This is a genomic window from Denitratimonas organivorans (assembly GCF_037478135.1).
Taxonomy (GTDB): domain Bacteria; phylum Pseudomonadota; class Gammaproteobacteria; order Xanthomonadales; family Xanthomonadaceae; genus Denitratimonas.
The window spans coordinates 59,223-74,354 of the sequence record NZ_JBBHDV010000010.1 but is presented as its reverse complement, the minus strand read 5'-3'; the positions used below and the strand labels follow the sequence as shown (position 1 = coordinate 74,354).

General features: G+C 67.6%; 15 protein-coding genes and 1 pseudogene. 8 read left to right on the top strand and 8 right to left on the bottom strand.

Annotated elements, in window-relative coordinates; genetic code table 11:
* The first annotated feature begins 96 nt into the window (after positions 1-96).
* Positions 97-1,191, top strand: a complete 1,095-nt coding sequence (locus WDB66_RS11065; protein WP_339398644.1) for a class I SAM-dependent methyltransferase — start codon at positions 97-99, stop codon at positions 1,189-1,191.
* On the top strand, positions 1,188-1,895 hold the full coding sequence (locus WDB66_RS11060; protein ID WP_339398643.1) for a pseudouridine synthase: 708 nt from the start codon (positions 1,188-1,190) through the stop codon (positions 1,893-1,895). Before WDB66_RS11065 ends, WDB66_RS11060 begins: the two co-directional genes overlap by 4 nt.
* A gap of 140 nt (positions 1,896-2,035) precedes the next feature.
* Here the strand turns inward: WDB66_RS11060 and WDB66_RS11055 are convergent, their stop codons facing one another.
* Positions 2,036-3,298, bottom strand: coding sequence for a 6-phosphofructokinase (locus WDB66_RS11055; RefSeq protein WP_339398642.1), 1,263 nt, complete (start codon positions 3,296-3,298; stop codon positions 2,036-2,038).
* A gap of 409 nt (positions 3,299-3,707) precedes the next feature.
* Between WDB66_RS11055 and WDB66_RS11050 the strand changes: the two genes are divergently transcribed.
* From WDB66_RS11050 to WDB66_RS11035, 4 genes are all read left to right on the top strand, one after another.
* Positions 3,708-4,283 carry an adenylate kinase gene (locus tag WDB66_RS11050; protein ID WP_339398641.1) on the top strand — a complete coding sequence of 192 codons (576 nt, stop codon included), beginning with the start codon at positions 3,708-3,710 and terminating at the stop codon, positions 4,281-4,283.
* A 40-nt stretch (positions 4,284-4,323) separates the two neighbouring features.
* Positions 4,324-4,869 carry a hypothetical protein gene (locus tag WDB66_RS11045; protein ID WP_339398640.1) on the top strand — a complete coding sequence of 182 codons (546 nt, stop codon included), beginning with the start codon at positions 4,324-4,326 and terminating at the stop codon, positions 4,867-4,869.
* Positions 4,870-4,940: 71 nt separating this feature from the next.
* Positions 4,941-6,323 (top strand): UDP-N-acetylmuramate:L-alanyl-gamma-D-glutamyl-meso-diaminopimelate ligase, encoded by a 1,383-nt coding sequence (gene mpl / locus WDB66_RS11040; protein ID WP_339398639.1) that lies wholly within the window; start codon positions 4,941-4,943, stop codon positions 6,321-6,323.
* A gap of 14 nt (positions 6,324-6,337) precedes the next feature.
* Entirely contained in the window at positions 6,338-6,643 is a 306-nt protein-coding gene (locus tag WDB66_RS11035) for a BolA family protein (RefSeq protein WP_339398638.1), read from the top strand.
* 108 nt (positions 6,644-6,751) lie between these two features.
* Here the strand turns inward: WDB66_RS11035 and WDB66_RS11030 are convergent.
* The 7 genes and pseudogenes from WDB66_RS11030 to WDB66_RS11000 all read right to left on the bottom strand — a co-directional run.
* Positions 6,752-7,018, bottom strand: a pseudogene (locus WDB66_RS11030) (ComEA family DNA-binding protein); the annotation flags it as partial.
* Positions 7,019-7,199: 181 nt separating this feature from the next.
* Positions 7,200-9,191: a MacB family efflux pump subunit gene (locus tag WDB66_RS11025; RefSeq protein WP_339398636.1), complete on the bottom strand. Its 1,992-nt coding sequence runs from the start codon at positions 9,189-9,191 to the stop codon at positions 7,200-7,202.
* The gene (locus WDB66_RS11020; RefSeq protein ID WP_339398635.1) at positions 9,188-10,366 is read right to left on the bottom strand and encodes an efflux RND transporter periplasmic adaptor subunit; all 1,179 of its coding nucleotides are present in this window, start codon (positions 10,364-10,366) and stop codon (positions 9,188-9,190) included. The genes WDB66_RS11025 and WDB66_RS11020 overlap by 4 nt, the downstream gene beginning before the upstream one ends.
* Before the next feature lie 58 nt (positions 10,367-10,424).
* Positions 10,425-10,904, bottom strand: a complete 480-nt coding sequence (locus tag WDB66_RS11015) for a periplasmic heavy metal sensor (protein WP_339398634.1) — start codon at positions 10,902-10,904, stop codon at positions 10,425-10,427.
* A gap of 14 nt (positions 10,905-10,918) precedes the next feature.
* Positions 10,919-11,368 carry a hypothetical protein gene (locus WDB66_RS11010; protein ID WP_339398633.1) on the bottom strand — a complete coding sequence of 150 codons (450 nt, stop codon included), beginning with the start codon at positions 11,366-11,368 and terminating at the stop codon, positions 10,919-10,921.
* 75 nt (positions 11,369-11,443) lie between these two features.
* The gene (locus WDB66_RS11005; protein ID WP_339398632.1) at positions 11,444-12,010 is read right to left on the bottom strand and encodes an RNA polymerase sigma factor; all 567 of its coding nucleotides are present in this window, start codon (positions 12,008-12,010) and stop codon (positions 11,444-11,446) included.
* A gap of 71 nt (positions 12,011-12,081) precedes the next feature.
* The gene (locus WDB66_RS11000; RefSeq protein ID WP_339398631.1) at positions 12,082-12,597 is read right to left on the bottom strand and encodes an EF-hand domain-containing protein; all 516 of its coding nucleotides are present in this window, start codon (positions 12,595-12,597) and stop codon (positions 12,082-12,084) included.
* Positions 12,598-12,844: 247 nt separating this feature from the next.
* Between WDB66_RS11000 and WDB66_RS10995 the strand changes: the two genes are divergently transcribed.
* Positions 12,845-13,897 (top strand): flagellar motor protein MotA, encoded by a 1,053-nt coding sequence (locus tag WDB66_RS10995; RefSeq protein ID WP_339398630.1) that lies wholly within the window; start codon positions 12,845-12,847, stop codon positions 13,895-13,897.
* Entirely contained in the window at positions 13,894-15,021 is a 1,128-nt protein-coding gene (locus tag WDB66_RS10990) for a peptidoglycan -binding protein (protein ID WP_339398629.1), read from the top strand. The genes WDB66_RS10995 and WDB66_RS10990 overlap by 4 nt, the downstream gene beginning before the upstream one ends.
* Positions 15,022-15,132: the final 111 nt, after the last annotated feature.

Below are 15,132 nucleotides of genomic sequence, written 5' to 3'. Positions count from 1 at the left end.
GGGCAAGGAAACGGCATCGGACGTTGGTCCGATTGCATTGCCGCCGCGCTGCTGCCAGCCGGGCATGCATTCACGCTGGAACGGGCGCGATAAGCTATGCCGTTTCCCGACCTGTGGAGCGCCTGCGTGGCCGTCTCACCTGCTGATGATCCCGCGCTGCGGGCGCTGTTCTGGCCATTTCACAACGCGGCGCTGGTGCTGCCGGCGGCGCCGGTGCTGTTTCTGGGTGCGCGCATCGGCGATTGGCCGTTCGTGCATCCGCATGTGACATGGCGGTGCGAACAACCTTTCCTGCCGTTCGCCCGGCCGCTGCGTGAGCGTGGCATCGAGGTGGAGCCGCAGCTTCGGGACACCGGGTTCGCGATGACGCTGTTGCTGCCACCGCGCCAGCGCGATGCTTCCCGCGCCCTGCTGGCGCGCGCGTTGACCGCCACCGCACCGGGTGGATGGATCGTGGCGGCGGCCACCAACAATGAAGGTGCGCGCTCGTTGGAGGCGGATCTGCGCGCCTTGGCCGGGCCGGTGCAGAGCCTGTCCAAGCACAAGAGCCGGGTGGTGTTCGTGCGCGTTGATCCGAACAACTGCGACGCGCGCCTGCACGAGGAGTGGCGGGCGCTGGATGCCTTGCGCGAAGTGCAGCCCGGCGACGAGCGCTTCTGGACCCGGCCGGGCCTGTTCGCCTGGGACCGCGTCGATCCGGCCTCGGCGCTGCTGGCATCCGAATTGCCCGCCGGGCTGCGTGGCCGTGTTGCCGATCCGGGCGGCGGCTGGGGTTATCTGTCGATGCAGCTGCTGCGCCGCTGTGCCGGTATCGAAACGCTGGATCTGTTCGAGGCCGACGCGCGCGCGCTGGATGCGGCGCAGCGCAATCTGGATGCGACCCGCAGTACACATGCACTGCAGGTCGCCTGCCGCGTGCACTGGCACGATGTCAGTGCCGGATTGCCGGGGCAGTTCGATGTGATCGTCAGCAATCCGCCGTTCCATCTGGGCCGTGCCGATGCGCCGCAACTGGGGCGCAGCTTCATCGCCAGCGCCGCCGATGCGCTGGCCGATGACGGCCAGATCTGGCTGGTCGCCAACCGCCATCTGCCTTACGAAGAGCTGTTGCGCGAGCGTTTTCCCCAGGTACGGATGCCGGTGCAGCGCGATGGTTACAAGATTCTTCACGCATGCGGGGTAAAGCGATGAAACTGGTCAGGCTGATCGCCAATCTGGGCTACGGCAGCCGCCGCGAGGTGGCGTTGATGTTCCGCGAAGGCCGCATCACCGACGCCCAGGGCGAGGTGCTCTACGCCGATGACCGGGTGCCGCACGAGACGGTCCGCGTGGATGGCGAAGCGCTGGATCCGCCAGCGGGTCTGGTCATCGCGCTGCACAAACCGACCGGCTACACCTGTTCCACGCGCGACCCTGCGCGCATGGTCTACGACCTGCTGCCACCGCGTTTTCGGCTGCGCAACCCGCTACTGTCCACCGTCGGCCGGCTGGATCGCGACACTTCCGGCCTGTTGTTGCTGACCGATGACGGGCAATTGCTGCACCGGATCATTTCTCCGAAATCCCGGGTGCCCAAGATCTACGAAGCCCGGCTGGCGCAGGACCTGCGCGGCGACGAGGCTGAACTGTTCGCCTCCGGCACGCTGGTGCTGGAATCGGAAACCACGCCGCTGGCCCCGGCCAGCCTCAACATCCTCGGCCCGCGCCACGCCCGCCTGACCATCACCGAAGGCCGCTATCACCAGGTGCGACGCATGTTCGCCGCCACCGGCAACGCCGTCACCCAGCTGCAACGCGTCGCTGTCGGTGCGCTGGCACTGGACGAACTCGCGCTGGAACCGGGCCAGTGGTGCGCGCTGGATGAGGTGCAGGTGGCGCGGGTGTTTGAGCCATAACCCGCGCGGATGCGGCGGCCGCCGGTGGCAGGCGGCATATGAACGTCATCGTGTCGAATGACTTTCGGCCCCGGCCAACGCAGGTTGGCCGGTGGCCTAGCTGTGGTACGGCCCGGGACTTTGGGGCGGGGTGGTGGAGACTACCTGTCCTCGATTTCATACACCGGCAGTTTCTTTTCCACCGGGGTGTTTTTCAGCGTCACGTACTTGGGCAGGCCATCCTTGCCGTAGGGCGGCGGGTCTTCGCCGCGGATCAGCGGTTCCAGGTAGGCGCGGGCCTTGTCGGTGATGCCGTAGCCGTCCTTGCGGATGTAGCTTTTCGGCAGGGTTTTCTCGTGGTTGGCGACCTTGGAGAGCGGCGTGGCCTCGATCTTCCAACGATACGGCGCATCGGAGCTGCGGATGATCGCCGGCATCACCGCGTTGCGGCCCGCCAGCGCGAAATCCACCGCCGCCTCGCCGACGGCCCAGGCATGGTCCACGTCGGTTTTGCTGGCCAGGTGGCGGGCTGAGCGTTGCAGGTAGTCGGGCACCGCCCAGTGCTGTTTGTAGCCGAGCTTTTCCTTCACCAGCTGCGCGATGGCCGGGCCGACGCCGCCGAGCTGGACGTGACCAAACGCATCCTTGCCGCCGGCTTCCGCGAGGAACTTGCCGTCTGCCGTGCGCAAGCCTTCCGACACCGCGACCGCACACCAGCCGACGCGCTTGACCGTGGCATCGACCGTGGCGAGGAACTTCGCTTCATCGAACGGCACTTCCGGGAACAGGATGATGTGCGGTGCATCGTCCGGGCCCTTGCCGGCCAAGCCGGCGGCGGCGGCGAGCCAGCCGGCATGGCGGCCCATCACTTCCAGCACGAAGACCTTGGTTGAGGATTCGGCCATCGAGGCCACGTCCAGCGCGGCTTCGCGCAGGGACACGGCGGTGTACTTGGCGGCCGAACCGAAACCCGGGCAGCAGTCGGTGACGGCCAGATCGTTGTCCACGGTCTTGGGCACGCCGATGCAGGTCAGCGGGTAATCGAACTGTTTGGCGATCTGCGACACCTTGTTCGCGGTATCGGCCGAGTCGTTGCCGCCGTTGTAGAGGAAATAGCGGATGTCGTGCGCGCGGAACACGTCGATCAGGCGTTCATAGCGGGCGCGATCGGCCTGGATGTCCTTGAGCTTGAAGCGGCAGGAACCGAAGGCACCGCCGGGGGTGTGGGCCAGCGCGCGGATCGCGCTGATCGGTTCCTTGCTGGTGTCGATCAGGTCTTCGCGCAGGGCGCCGATGATGCCGTTGCGCGCGGCCAGCACTTTCACTTTCTGGGCGCGAGCGGTGGTGATGACCGCGGCGGCGGTGGTGTTGATGACGGCGGTGACGCCGCCGGACTGGGCGTACAGCAGTTTGCCTTGGCTCATGGTGCGTGGATCTCGTCGGTGCGGCGCGCTGGTGCGCACGATGCGGGAAATGGGAGGCGTTGCATGGCGCCGTGGCGCGAAACAGGGCGGGGCGCGAGGCCTGCGGGTTCGGGATTCTAGCCAATGCCGCCGATCGCGTGCGGTGTTGTGATGGGCGCCGCACAAGGCGGCTGTCGCGGATGGAAGGGTGCGGGCAATGGAGATCAAAGCTGATTGACCTTGCCTGCGGGCACTGCCGAGGGGGTGGCGAACAGTGCCCGGGTCAGTGCGGAAGCGTGTTTGACAGCGCCGCCGGGCAACGGTTAGGTTTGCCGCGCTGCACTATTCCCGCCGCGCCCGCGCGCGTGCCGACGGGTGCCAGGCCATCTTGGCCGTGTGGCCTTTTTTCGTCATTGGGGCTCCAGCAATCATGCGACTCGTACTCCTCGGCGCTCCCGGCTCCGGCAAGGGAACCCAGGCCACCCGTCTGAAGGACGCGTTGGCCGTGCCACATATTTCCACTGGTGATCTGCTGCGCGCCGCAGTGGCCGCCGGCACGCCGCTCGGCGTGCAGGCCAAGGCGGTGATGGATCGCGGCGAACTGGTGTCCGACGACATCGTGCTGGGCATGCTGGAAGAGCGCCTGACCGCCGGCGACACCGGCAACGGTTTCATCCTCGATGGCTACCCGCGCAATCTGGTGCAGGCGCGTGCGCTGGACGAGCTGCTGGCGCGTCTGCAGCAGCCGGTGGACATCGCGGTGCTGCTGGATGTGGACGTGGAATTGCTGATCGAGCGTCTGGCCGGTCGCGCCCAGGCCGAAGGCCGCAGCGACGACACCCCGGAAACCGTACGCAACCGCCTGCGGGTCTACACCGAGCAGACCGCACCGGTCATCGATTTCTACGAGAACGGCAACCGCCTTGCGCGCATCGACGGCGTGGGCGAGGTCGAAGACATCACCGGGCGTGTGCTGGCGGTGGTGCAGGACGCGCCGGCGGCCTGACCCGAGGTTGGCGTGCCCGTCAGGGCACTGCCGGCGCAGCATGAAACCGGCCCATTTCGCATCCCGGATTCTCGACCTGCTGCGCTTGCGCAGCGGGCCGCAGGATCTGCCGTATTCGCTGCCGCTGCTGTACCGGCTGGCGATCCTCGCGCTGCTGGTGGATCTGGTCGCGGCATGGGCGCTGGAAGTCAACGAGGCTTCGTCCGTACGCCTGCTGGTGTCGTTTGCGCTGACCTTCGCGCTGCCGTGGCTGGTGCTGCGCTGGCGCGGGCACGAGGCACGTTATGTGCAGACGATGCTGGCCCTGCTGGGCACCGGTATCGCGTTCTCGCTGCTGTTCCTGCCGCTGGCGATGTCGGCGCTGGCGCACGGGATGGTGACGCCGGAGGCGGTGCCGACCGCGCGGCAGGCACTGTTCGCGTGGCTGATCCTGGCGATGGTGGTGTGGAAGATCACCGTCACTGCCAGCATCTGGCGGCATGCGCTGGACTGGTCGCTGCCGGCCGGGGTCGGGGTGGCGCTGCTGTTGTTCGTGGCCGAATTCGGCCTGGACCGGCTGCTGTTCGCGGGGACGGGCGGCGCTTGAACCGCGCCGGCTTGCGCGTCCGGCTGTGGCCGGGCAGGCTGGTGGTTTTCCCTGTGCGTGGCGGTTGATCGATGAAACTTCACATCCTCGGAATCTGCGGCACCTTCATGGGTGGCGTGGCGGCGCTGGCGCGCGAACTGGGCCAGCAGGTGGAAGGTTCGGACCAGAACGTCTATCCGCCGATGAGTACCCAGCTGGAAGCGCTCGGCATCGCGCTGAAATCCGGTTATCTGGCCACGCATCTGGGCGCGGATATCGATGAAGTGGTGATTGGCAATGCGCTTTCGCGCGGCAATGAGGCGGTCGAGGCGGTGCTGGCGCGCGGCATGCGCTATACCTCCGGCGCGCAATGGCTGGCGCAACATGTGCTGCCCGGTCGCACCACGCTGGCGGTCGCCGGCACCCACGGCAAGACCACGACCAGCAGCCTGCTGGCCTTCCTCATCGACCGTCTCGGTGGCGAGCCCGGATTCCTGATCGGCGGTGTGCCCGGCGATTTCCCGGTATCGGCGCGGCTCGGGCAGGGTGCGTGTTTCGTGGTGGAGGCGGACGAATACGACACCGCGTTTTTCGACAAGCGCAGCAAGTTCGTGCACTACCGTCCGCAGATCGCGGTGCTGAACAACCTGGAATTCGACCACGCCGACATCTTCCCGGATCTGGCCGCGATCGAGCGCCAGTTCCACCATCTGGTACGCACCGTGCCGGGCAATGGCCGGCTGATCATCAATGCAGAGGACGCCAATCTGGCGCGGGTGCTGGAAATGGGCTGCTGGACGCCGGTGGAACGTTTCGGCATCGATGTGCCGGCGAACTGGCAGGCGCGGCTGGAAAGCGCCGATGGCTCCGATTTCACCCTGCTGCACGAGGGCAGCGAACTGGGCCGGGTGCGTTGGCCCATGGCCGGTCGCCACAATGTGATGAATGCGCTGGCGGCGATTGCGGCCACGGCCGCCGCCGGGTTCGATCCGGCCAAGGCACTGGCGCTGCTGGCGCAGTTCCGTGGTGCCCGGCGCCGGCTGGAAGTACTGCTGGATAGCGCCGATCTGCGCGTCTACGACGATTTCGCGCATCACCCCACCGCGATTGCGACCACGCTCGAAGGCCTGCGCGCGCGCCATGCGCAGGGCCGGTTGGTGGTGGTGTTGGAGCCGCGCAGCAATTCGATGCGGCTGGGCGCGCATGCCGATCAGCTCGCGCCTTCGTTGCAGCAGGCGGATGTGGTGCTGTTCCTCGCACGTCCGGAACTGCCCTGGGATGCCGCGCGCGTGATCGCGGCGTTGCGCGGTGAAGGTCACGCCGAGGCCAGCGTCGATGCGCTGCTGGCGCGACTGCGGGATCAGGTACGCCCGGGTGATACCGTGGTCTTCATGTCCAATGGCGGATTCGAAGGCGCGCCCCGGCGCTTCGCCGCACAGGCCGGCGGCCCCAGTGATAATGGTGCGGCAGGTTGAGGCAAGGAGAACCCATGGACATGCGCGAACGCATCGAACACGCGGCGCAGGCGCTGACACCGGTACATCTTGAGGTGCACGACGAAAGCCATATGCACAGCCGCGGTCAGCAGACGCACTACAAGGCGGTGATCGTCAGCGAGCAGTTCGCCGGGTTGTCGCCGGTGCGCCGCCATCAGGCGGTGTACGGCGCGCTGGGCGGACTGATGGCGCAGTTCCACGCGCTGGCGCTGCATACCTACACCCCGGACGAATGGCAGCGCGAAGCAACGGTACCCGATTCGCCCACCTGCCGGGGTGGCAGCAAGCACGATCGCTGATCAGGTGCCTGGCCGGCTGCGATCCGCAACATGAAATGCGACCACCCGGCGTCATGCGGCGCCGGGTGGTCGTGTCTTCTGCGGGTGTTCGACTCATTCGGTCTTGCCACCGATGCGGATGCGCTCGCGGTTCTTTTCCACCGTGGCCAGACCGATGCCCTTGACCGAAGCGAGCTGGTCGGCGCTCTTGAACGGGCCGTTGGCCTGACGGTATTCGACGATGGCCTGGGCCTTGGCCTGGCCGACGCCGTGCAGGTTGGCGGCCAGTGTGGTGGCATCGGCGGTATTGATGTCGACCGGGCCGGCGGCGAAGGCGGAGAAGCTCAGCAGCAGCGACAGCAGCAGGGCCTTCAGGGACAGGGTGATGGTGTTCATGGCGGTGACTCCGTTGTGGTGACTGGGAAATCCGCCGTGGCGTGGTTGCCAGGCGGTGGAGACAGTCTCCGCATCGGGGCGTTCGGCCGGCATCGCTGAACACGGGAAAAGGGCTTGCGGGTTTCCAGCAGCGTGGCCTCGGAAATTTCCGAGGCCGCTCGATGCAAGCCGCGCGTGCTTCTTATTCGTACGCCAGCGCCGCCACCGGATCCATGTGTGCGGCCTTGCGCGCCGGCAGGAAGCCGAACACCACGCCGGTCAGGAAGGCGCAGGTGAAGGCCAGCAGCGCCGGCCCCGGGGTGAAGGCCACCGGCATGCCCAGATGCTGCACCAGATGGCCCACTGCCACGCCCAGCCCGACACCGAGCAGGCCGCCGATGCCGCAGACCACGATGGCCTCGATGTTGAACTGCATCAGGATGTCGCGCCGGCGCGCGCCGGTGGCCATGCGGATGCCGATCTCGCGGGTGCGCTCGGTGACGCTGACCAGCATGATGTTCATGACCCCGATGCCGCCGACGATCAGTGAGATCGCCGCGACTGAGCCGAGCAGCGCGGTCATGGTGTCGGCGGTGGCCGATACCGCTTCCTGCAGCGATGCGGTGTTGCGCACCTGGAAATCCACGGTGCGGTGGCGCTCGGTCAGCAGCGCGGTGATCGCGGCTTCGGCCGCATCCATCGCATCGGCGCTGTCGACCTTGACCGTGATGCCACTGAGGAAGGATTGGCCGAACAGGCGCATGAGGCCGGTCGACAGCGGGATCAATGCCACATCGTCCTGGTCCTGGCCCCAGCTGGATGCGCCCTTGGGCGCGAGCACGCCGATGATTTCGAACGGCACATTGCGCACCAGCACGAAGGTGCCGACCGGATCGCGTCCGTCCGGGTACAGGTTCTGCACCACGGTCTGGCCCAGCACGATCACCGGCGCGTAGCCGCGCACGTCTTCTTCGGTGATGAAGCTGCCGCTGGCCAGGCTCCAGTCGCGCAACGCCTGGATATCGGGCCAAACGCCCTGCACCGAACTGCGGTAATCCAGACTGCCGGCGCGCAGCACCTGGCTGCCGGATCGTTCCGGCGACACCAGCTGCACGTTCGGAATCGCACGCAAGGCCCCGGCATCCTCCGGTGTCAGCGTGGCGATATCGCCGGCGCCACGGAAGCCGGCCGCGCCGGGGCGGATCGACAGCTGGTTGCTGCCCATCGCGGCGATGCGTTCCAGCACCGACTGCTTGCTGCCATCGCCGATCGCCAGCATCGCCACCACCGCAGCCACGCCGATGACCACGCCCAGCAGCGTCAGCGCGGTGCGGAACAGATTGCTGCGCATCGAGCGCAGCGCCATCTTGACCGCTTCGGCGGCATCACCGAGCAGTTGCGAGGCGCGGATCTGGCCGAGTGTGGCGGCGGGGCGATGGTGTGCCCCGGCAGCGGTGTCGGCAGTGTTGCTGCGGTCCGCCACGACGCGCCCATCACGCAATTCCACCACGCGCTGCGCGTGTGCGGCGATGCCCGGATCGTGGGTAATCAGGATCACCGTGCGGCCTTCGGCATGCAGGCTCTTGAGCAGCGCGAGCACGTCCTGCCCGCTCTGGCTGTCGAGCGCGCCGGTGGGTTCGTCGGCCAGGATCACCGGCGCATCGTTCATCAGCGCGCGGGCGATCGCCACGCGTTGCTGCTGGCCGCCGGAAAGCTGCCCGGGCCGGTGCCCGGCGCGGTCACCCAGACCGAGGCGTTCGAGCAGCTGCACCGCGCGTTCATGCCGTTCACGCCGACCCAGCCCGGCGTAGGCGGCGGGGATTTCGACGTTCTCGGCGGCGCTGACATCGGACAGCAGGTTGTAGCGCTGGAACACGAAACCGAAGGCGTCGCGGCGCAGTGCCGCCAGTTCGTCCGGCGTGAGAGTTGCCACATCGCGACCCAGCACCTGGTAGCGGCCGGCGGTGGGGCGGTCGAGGCAGCCGAGGATGTTCATCATGGTGCTTTTGCCCGAACCGGACTGCCCGACGATGGCGATGAATTCGCCGGCGTGGATGTCCAGATCGACCGCGTCCAGCGCCACCACGCGGGCTTCGCCGCTGCCGTAATGACGCCCGACCTGCGACAGCCGCAGCAGCGGCGCGCCGCCATCGCGCGTGGGAGTGGTTGCGGCAGCGGTATCCGGTGCGTTCATCGGCGCGGCCCACCCATCATGCCCATCGGCGGACGTGCGCCGGCGCTGGCATTGGGACGTTGTGTGGTGCTGGCAGCTGGCAGCAGCACGGTGTCACCAGCGGCCAGTCCGGAGACGATTTCGACGTTCTCGCGATCGCGCAGGCCGGTCTGCACCGGGTGCGGCGAGCTGCCCTCTGGGCCGGGTATGCGCACGAAGCTCTGGCCACCGGATTGCGGCGGACTGAACACCGCCGCGACCGGCACCGTGACCACGCCGCGCACCTGCGACACGGTGAAGAACACCTGCGCGGTCATGTCCGGCAGCAGCGCGCCGTCGCTGTTGTCGACATCGATCAGCACCTTGAACAGCACCACCTCGTTGACGATATCCGGCGTCGGCTGGATCTGCCGCACCGTGCCCTGCCAGCGGCGATCCGGCTGGCCGAGCGTGGTGAACCAGGCCGGCATGTCGACGCTGATGCGCCCGATATCGGCTTCGGCCACCTGCGCGGTGACGGTCATCGTGTCCAGATCGGCGATGCGCAGGATCGTGGGCGCGGTCTGGTTGGCGTTGAGGGTCTGGCCTTCCAGCGCGGTCAGCGATACCACGGTGCCGGCCATCGGCGCATAGATGCGTGAATAGCCCAGGGTCGCGGTATTGCCGTCCAGTGTGGACTGGGCCTCCTTGAGCTGGGCGCGCAGCGAGACGATCTGGGCCTGGGCCTGCTTGAGCTGGGCCGCGCTGGTATCCAACACTTCGCGTGCGATCAGGCCGCGTTCGGCCACGCTTTCATTGCGCGCATGCGTGGCCTGGGCCAGTTCCAGCGTGGCCAGACGTTCGGCCAGTTGTGCCTTGAGGCTGTCCACGCGGGCGCGGTTGCCTTCCACCTGGCTTTCGAAAATGCGCGGATCGATCTCGGCCAGCAGGGCGTCCTGCTCGACCCGGTCACCGACATCCACATGCAGTTTTTCCAGTTGCCCGGACAGCTGCGCGCCGACATCGACATAGGTTTTGGGGCCGATCTTGCCCAGCGCCGAGACGCTGTTTTCAATGTTGCCGATGGCGGCCACGGCGGTGGCCGGCGGTGCGGCCGATTGGCCGGAACTGCCGGATTTCCACCAGACCACGGCGCCGATCGCGGCGATGGCCAGGATGATGAGGATGGGAATGAGCCGGCGGCGGGTGCTCGACATGGGGGTTCCTCGAAAAACGATGCGTGATGTGGAAATGGGAATTCGGGTGGCGGTGGTGTCAGCGCGGGCTTTCACGCGGCGGGCGTTGTCCGCGCCGGCCCGGATGGGTGAACAGGCCGGACAGCTGCGCGCGCTCTTCCGGCGTGAGTTGCTGCAGCAGATCGCCGATCAGGGCCTGGGCTTCCTGCGCGGTGCGGCGTTCGGATTCGCGCAGGTCGGCGAAGGCGGCATCCAGCGCGTTGCGGTCGAAGGGTTCGTGTTGCACCGCTTCGCGCACGGCTTCGCGTGCGCCCGCCAGTTCGGTCAGGCGCACGCGCATGCCGGCGCGGTGCGCGGCCAGCACGCTGTCGATCAGTTCGCTGCGTTCGGCCGGCAACGCGCGGCGCAGTTGTTCGGGATGGAACATCGGGCGCCCTTCGCGGGCGCGCATTTCGCCGCGCGTGGGCTGCGGCTGCAATACCATCCACGCAAGGCTGGCGCCAAGCGCGATGTTGAGCGCCAGCGATACCAGTAGCACGGTACGGACCAGGGAATTCATGCGGTGTCCTCCGCTCACGGGTTCAGGGCCAGGTAGCGTTCGTCGATCTGGGCCAGGCTCAGCACGTCCTCGACGCCGGCATCGGGTTGGTGCAGCAGCGGTGACAGGCCGCCACCCAGCGTCAATCCGGCCACCAGTGCAAGCGCGAAGGCAGGTGCCGCCAGGCGCGCGCCGCCCAGTTCCTGCCATAGCCACAGCAGCGCGTCGCGCAGGTTGTTCCTCGGAAGCGGCGGCGCCGCACGGGCGGCTGCGGCGGCCTGCATCAGGATCGCGGCACGCAGCGCGGCTGGGGCCGGCGGTGCGCTGGAACTGGCGAGCCAATCGTCCAGCTGCGCTTCGGCGGCAAGTTGATGCGGGTCGCACTCCGCCAGCAGGGCGCGTGCGTCGGCCGGCCAGTGCGCCGGATCGGCGCCGTGGATGGCCAGCAGTTCGTCGCGGCGGGATGGGGAAATCGGGCGCTTCATGGGGTCAGCTCCGGTGTGCGGTGAGTGTGGCCGGAAGGGCACTTCGACGGTGTGGCGATCAGGCGGGCGGCGGATTCAGTCATGTGCCAGCTCCGCACGCAACTGGCGCCGGGCGCGGGCCAGCAGCGATTCCAGTGCGTCCACCGAAACGCCCAGCACCTGCGCAGCCTGGGCATTGGACTGGCCTTCGAAATGGCACAGCAGCAGGGCCTCGCGCTGGCGCTGCGGCAGGGCCCGCAGGGCCTGTTCCACGCGCTGCCGGCGCTGGTCCTGTTCCAGTGTCCGATCCGGTGCGGCGCCGGGATCGGCCAGATCCAGATCCTCGACCGGCACCTGTTCGCGCCGCCGTCGCAGCCGGTCCTGGCACAGGTTCAGCGCGACCCGGTAGAGCCAGGTGGAAAAGCGCGCCTTGCCCGGGGTCCAGTCCGGCAACTGGCCGAAGGCGCGCAGAAAGGTTTCCTGCGCGACTTCTTCGGCATCGGCGCGCGAATCCAGCGAGCGCCAGGCCAGGCGGTGGATGCGGTCCAGATGACGGTCCACGATCCGTGCGAAGGCCTGCTGGTCACCGTGCGCAGCCCGCACGATATCGGCCGCATCCGGGTCCGGATGCGGGACGGAAGCGGCGGTATCCGGCGCCGTCATCAGTGACGGCGCCGGAGCGGTTGGCCAGGGCAGGCAGGCATCCATCGACAGTATCAGAGCCGGTGCCCGGATCAGCGCGCGCCGCGGCGTTCGCCACGGGCTCCGTGCGGGCCGCGCTTGCCATGGCGGGCGTCGCGGAACTCCTCGGCCGTGACGATGCCATCACCATCGGCATCCAGACGCGTCAGCCGGGCTTCCTGCGCGGCGACGAATTCGACCGTGGTGATGTTGCCATCCCTGTTTGTATCGAACATTGCAAAGCGCTTTTCCAGCATCTGTGCGTGGCGGGCCTGCCGTTCGGCGGAGATGGGCGGGCGCCTGGTTTCGGCTTCCGTATTGGCTTTGGCGTGGTGCGGACGGCCGCGCTGTTGGCGCGCGCTGGCGAACTCGGCGGCGTCGATGATGCCGTCGTCGTTGGCATCCAGTTGTGCTGCGCGTTCGATGAAACGGGCGCTGGCTTCGCTCAGCACCAGCGGTTTGGATTCGCGCGGGAAGTGGCGGCGGTTTTCGTCCAATGCGGCGGCGCTGGCGCAGATGCCAAGACCGGCGAGCGCAAGGCCGAGCAGGGAAAGGCGGGGAATCGACATGGGAACGCTCCTTGTTGGTCGGTGTGAGGCGCACGGCTGCGAAATTGCCGGCCTCGGAAGCGTTCAACGCAGGCCGGGCGGGTTTCCGTCGCACGCGCTGAAAAGGAACCTGGCAGCGTTCAGCTTGTCCAAGGCCGGAACATCGTGATGCCGCATCCGAACCGGAGTCCGGCCCGGCCGTCGGGTTCAGGCAACGGCCGGCATGCTGGCCGCCGACCCACCCCATTCATCGACAAAGAAGAATCCCATGAGCCAACCGCAGCGCGTCCTGATCTGGATGCTCGCCGTCATCGCCGCCATCGCGCTGGCCGCCGCTGTGCTGCACGCACCGCTGCTGCGCGCGTTTTCCGCCACGCCGGTGTTCAATCTGCTGATCCTGGGCGTGTTCGTTTTCGGTGTATTGGTCAATGTGGTACAGGTGATCCGGCTGCAGCGCGAGGTCAACTGGATCGAGGCCTATCGCCGTTCCAGCCCGGAGCGTGCGCTCGGCACGCCGGTGCTGCTGGCGCCGATGGCGCGGATGCTGGCGCAGGGCGGGCGCAAGCCGCAGACGCTGTCGACCCAGTCGATGCGTTCGATCCTGGACAGCATCCATCTGCGGCTGGAGGAGCAGCGCGATCTGTCTCGCTATCTGGTCGGTCTGCTGATCTTCCTCGGCCTGCTGGGCACGTTCTGGGGTTTGCTGATCACCATCGCCTCGATCAGCGAGATCATCGCCGGGCTGTCGGCCGGGACCGACGCGGTGGCGATGTTCGAAGCGCTCAAGACGCGTCTGCAACAGCCACTGTCGGGTATGGCGACGAGCTTTTCCACCTCGCTGTTCGGTCTGGCCGGTTCGCTGGTGCTGGGCCTGATCGATCTGTTCGCCGCGCGCACGGCCAACCGGTTCTACACCGAAGTGGAGGACTGGCTGTCGGGCATCACCCGGCTGTCCAGCGGCAGCGCCTTGGGCGATGCCGAAACCAGCGTGCCGGCCTATGTCCAGGCGCTGCTGGAACAGACCGCCGACGGGCTGGAGCGGATGCAGCGCGCGCTGGTCGAATCCGAGCGCGAGCGGCGCGGCAACGCGCAGCAGATGGCCGAACTCAACGGCCATCTGGCAAAACTGTCCGAGCACCTCGGGCGCGATTCGCGCGTGCTGTCGGATCTGGCCGAAACCCAGGCCGGGCTGAAGACCGCGCTCACGGCACTGGCCCGCGATGAACACGCCGGCGAGCGTTTCACCGATGAGCTGCGCAACGAATTCCGGCTGCTGTCGCGCACCCTGGCCGCCGCCGTCGAAGGGCGTCGCGGCGCATGAGCCTGGCCGCCCGCCGCCGTCGCGGTATCGACTTCTGGCCTGGCTTCGTCGATGCCCTCAGCGCCCTGTTGATGGTGCTGGTGTTCATGCTGCTGATCTTCACCGTCGGCCAGTTCGTGCTGTCCGATGCGCTGTCCGGGCGCGACAAGGCGCTGGCCCAGCTCAATGCCGAGTTGGCGCAACTGGCGCGCACGCTGTCGATGGAGCAGGAGGCCAAGGTTGCCGCGCTGGGCCAGGTCAACGAGCTGTCGGCCTCGCTCGCGCAGACCCAGGGCGAACGCGACGCGCTGCGCCTGAATCTGGACGCCACCACGGCCGCACTGACCCGTTCGCAGGCGCAGAACGAGGAGGACCAGGCGCATATTGCACGCCTTTCCACCGACATCAGCGCGCTGGCCGAACTCAAGCGTCAGCTTGAAGCCGAGATCGCCACGCGTCTGGCCGAACTGGAAGGCGAGCGCGAAAAGCTGGTCGTGCAGACCGAACTTTCCGCACAGTCCGCCGCGCAGGTGGAACTGCTGAACCGGCAGATGGCGGCCTTGCGCGAACAGCTGGATGAAATCACCGCTGCACTGGAATTGCAGCGCGCCCAGTCCACCGCCAAGGATGTCCGGATCGAGGAGCTGGGCAAGGAACTGAATCTGGCGCTGGCCCAGCGCGTGGGTGAACTTCAGCGTTACCGCTCGGATTTCTTCGGCAAGCTGCGTGAAGTGCTGGGCGGGCGCTCGGACATCCAGATCGTCGGCGACCGTTTCGTGGTGCCAAGCGAACTGCTGTTCGCCTCCGGCACCGACGAGCTGACGCCGGTGGCGCTGGCGCAACTGGATTCGCTGGCCGACACCCTGACCCAGGTGGCTTCCGAAATCCCCAGCGACATCGACTGGGTGCTGCGCATCGACGGCCATACAGACCGCCGCCCGATCGCCACCGCGCGCTTCCCGTCGAACTGGGAACTGTCCAGCGCGCGTGCGATTGCCATCGTCAAATACCTGGTCACGCGCGGAGTGCCGGCCAACCGGCTGTCGGCCAATGGTTTCGGTGAATTCCGGCCGCTCGACTCGGCCGACACCGAGGCCGCGCACGCGATCAACCGCCGCATCGAGATCCAGCTCACCAACCGCTGAAATCCGGGCGTTGCGCCGGCCAAGCGTCGCGCCGGGTGCTGCCTGTCCCTCCAGCAGACGGCACCCGGCGCCTTTTCAGACCACTCCGGCACGCTGGCAGCAGACCCCCTG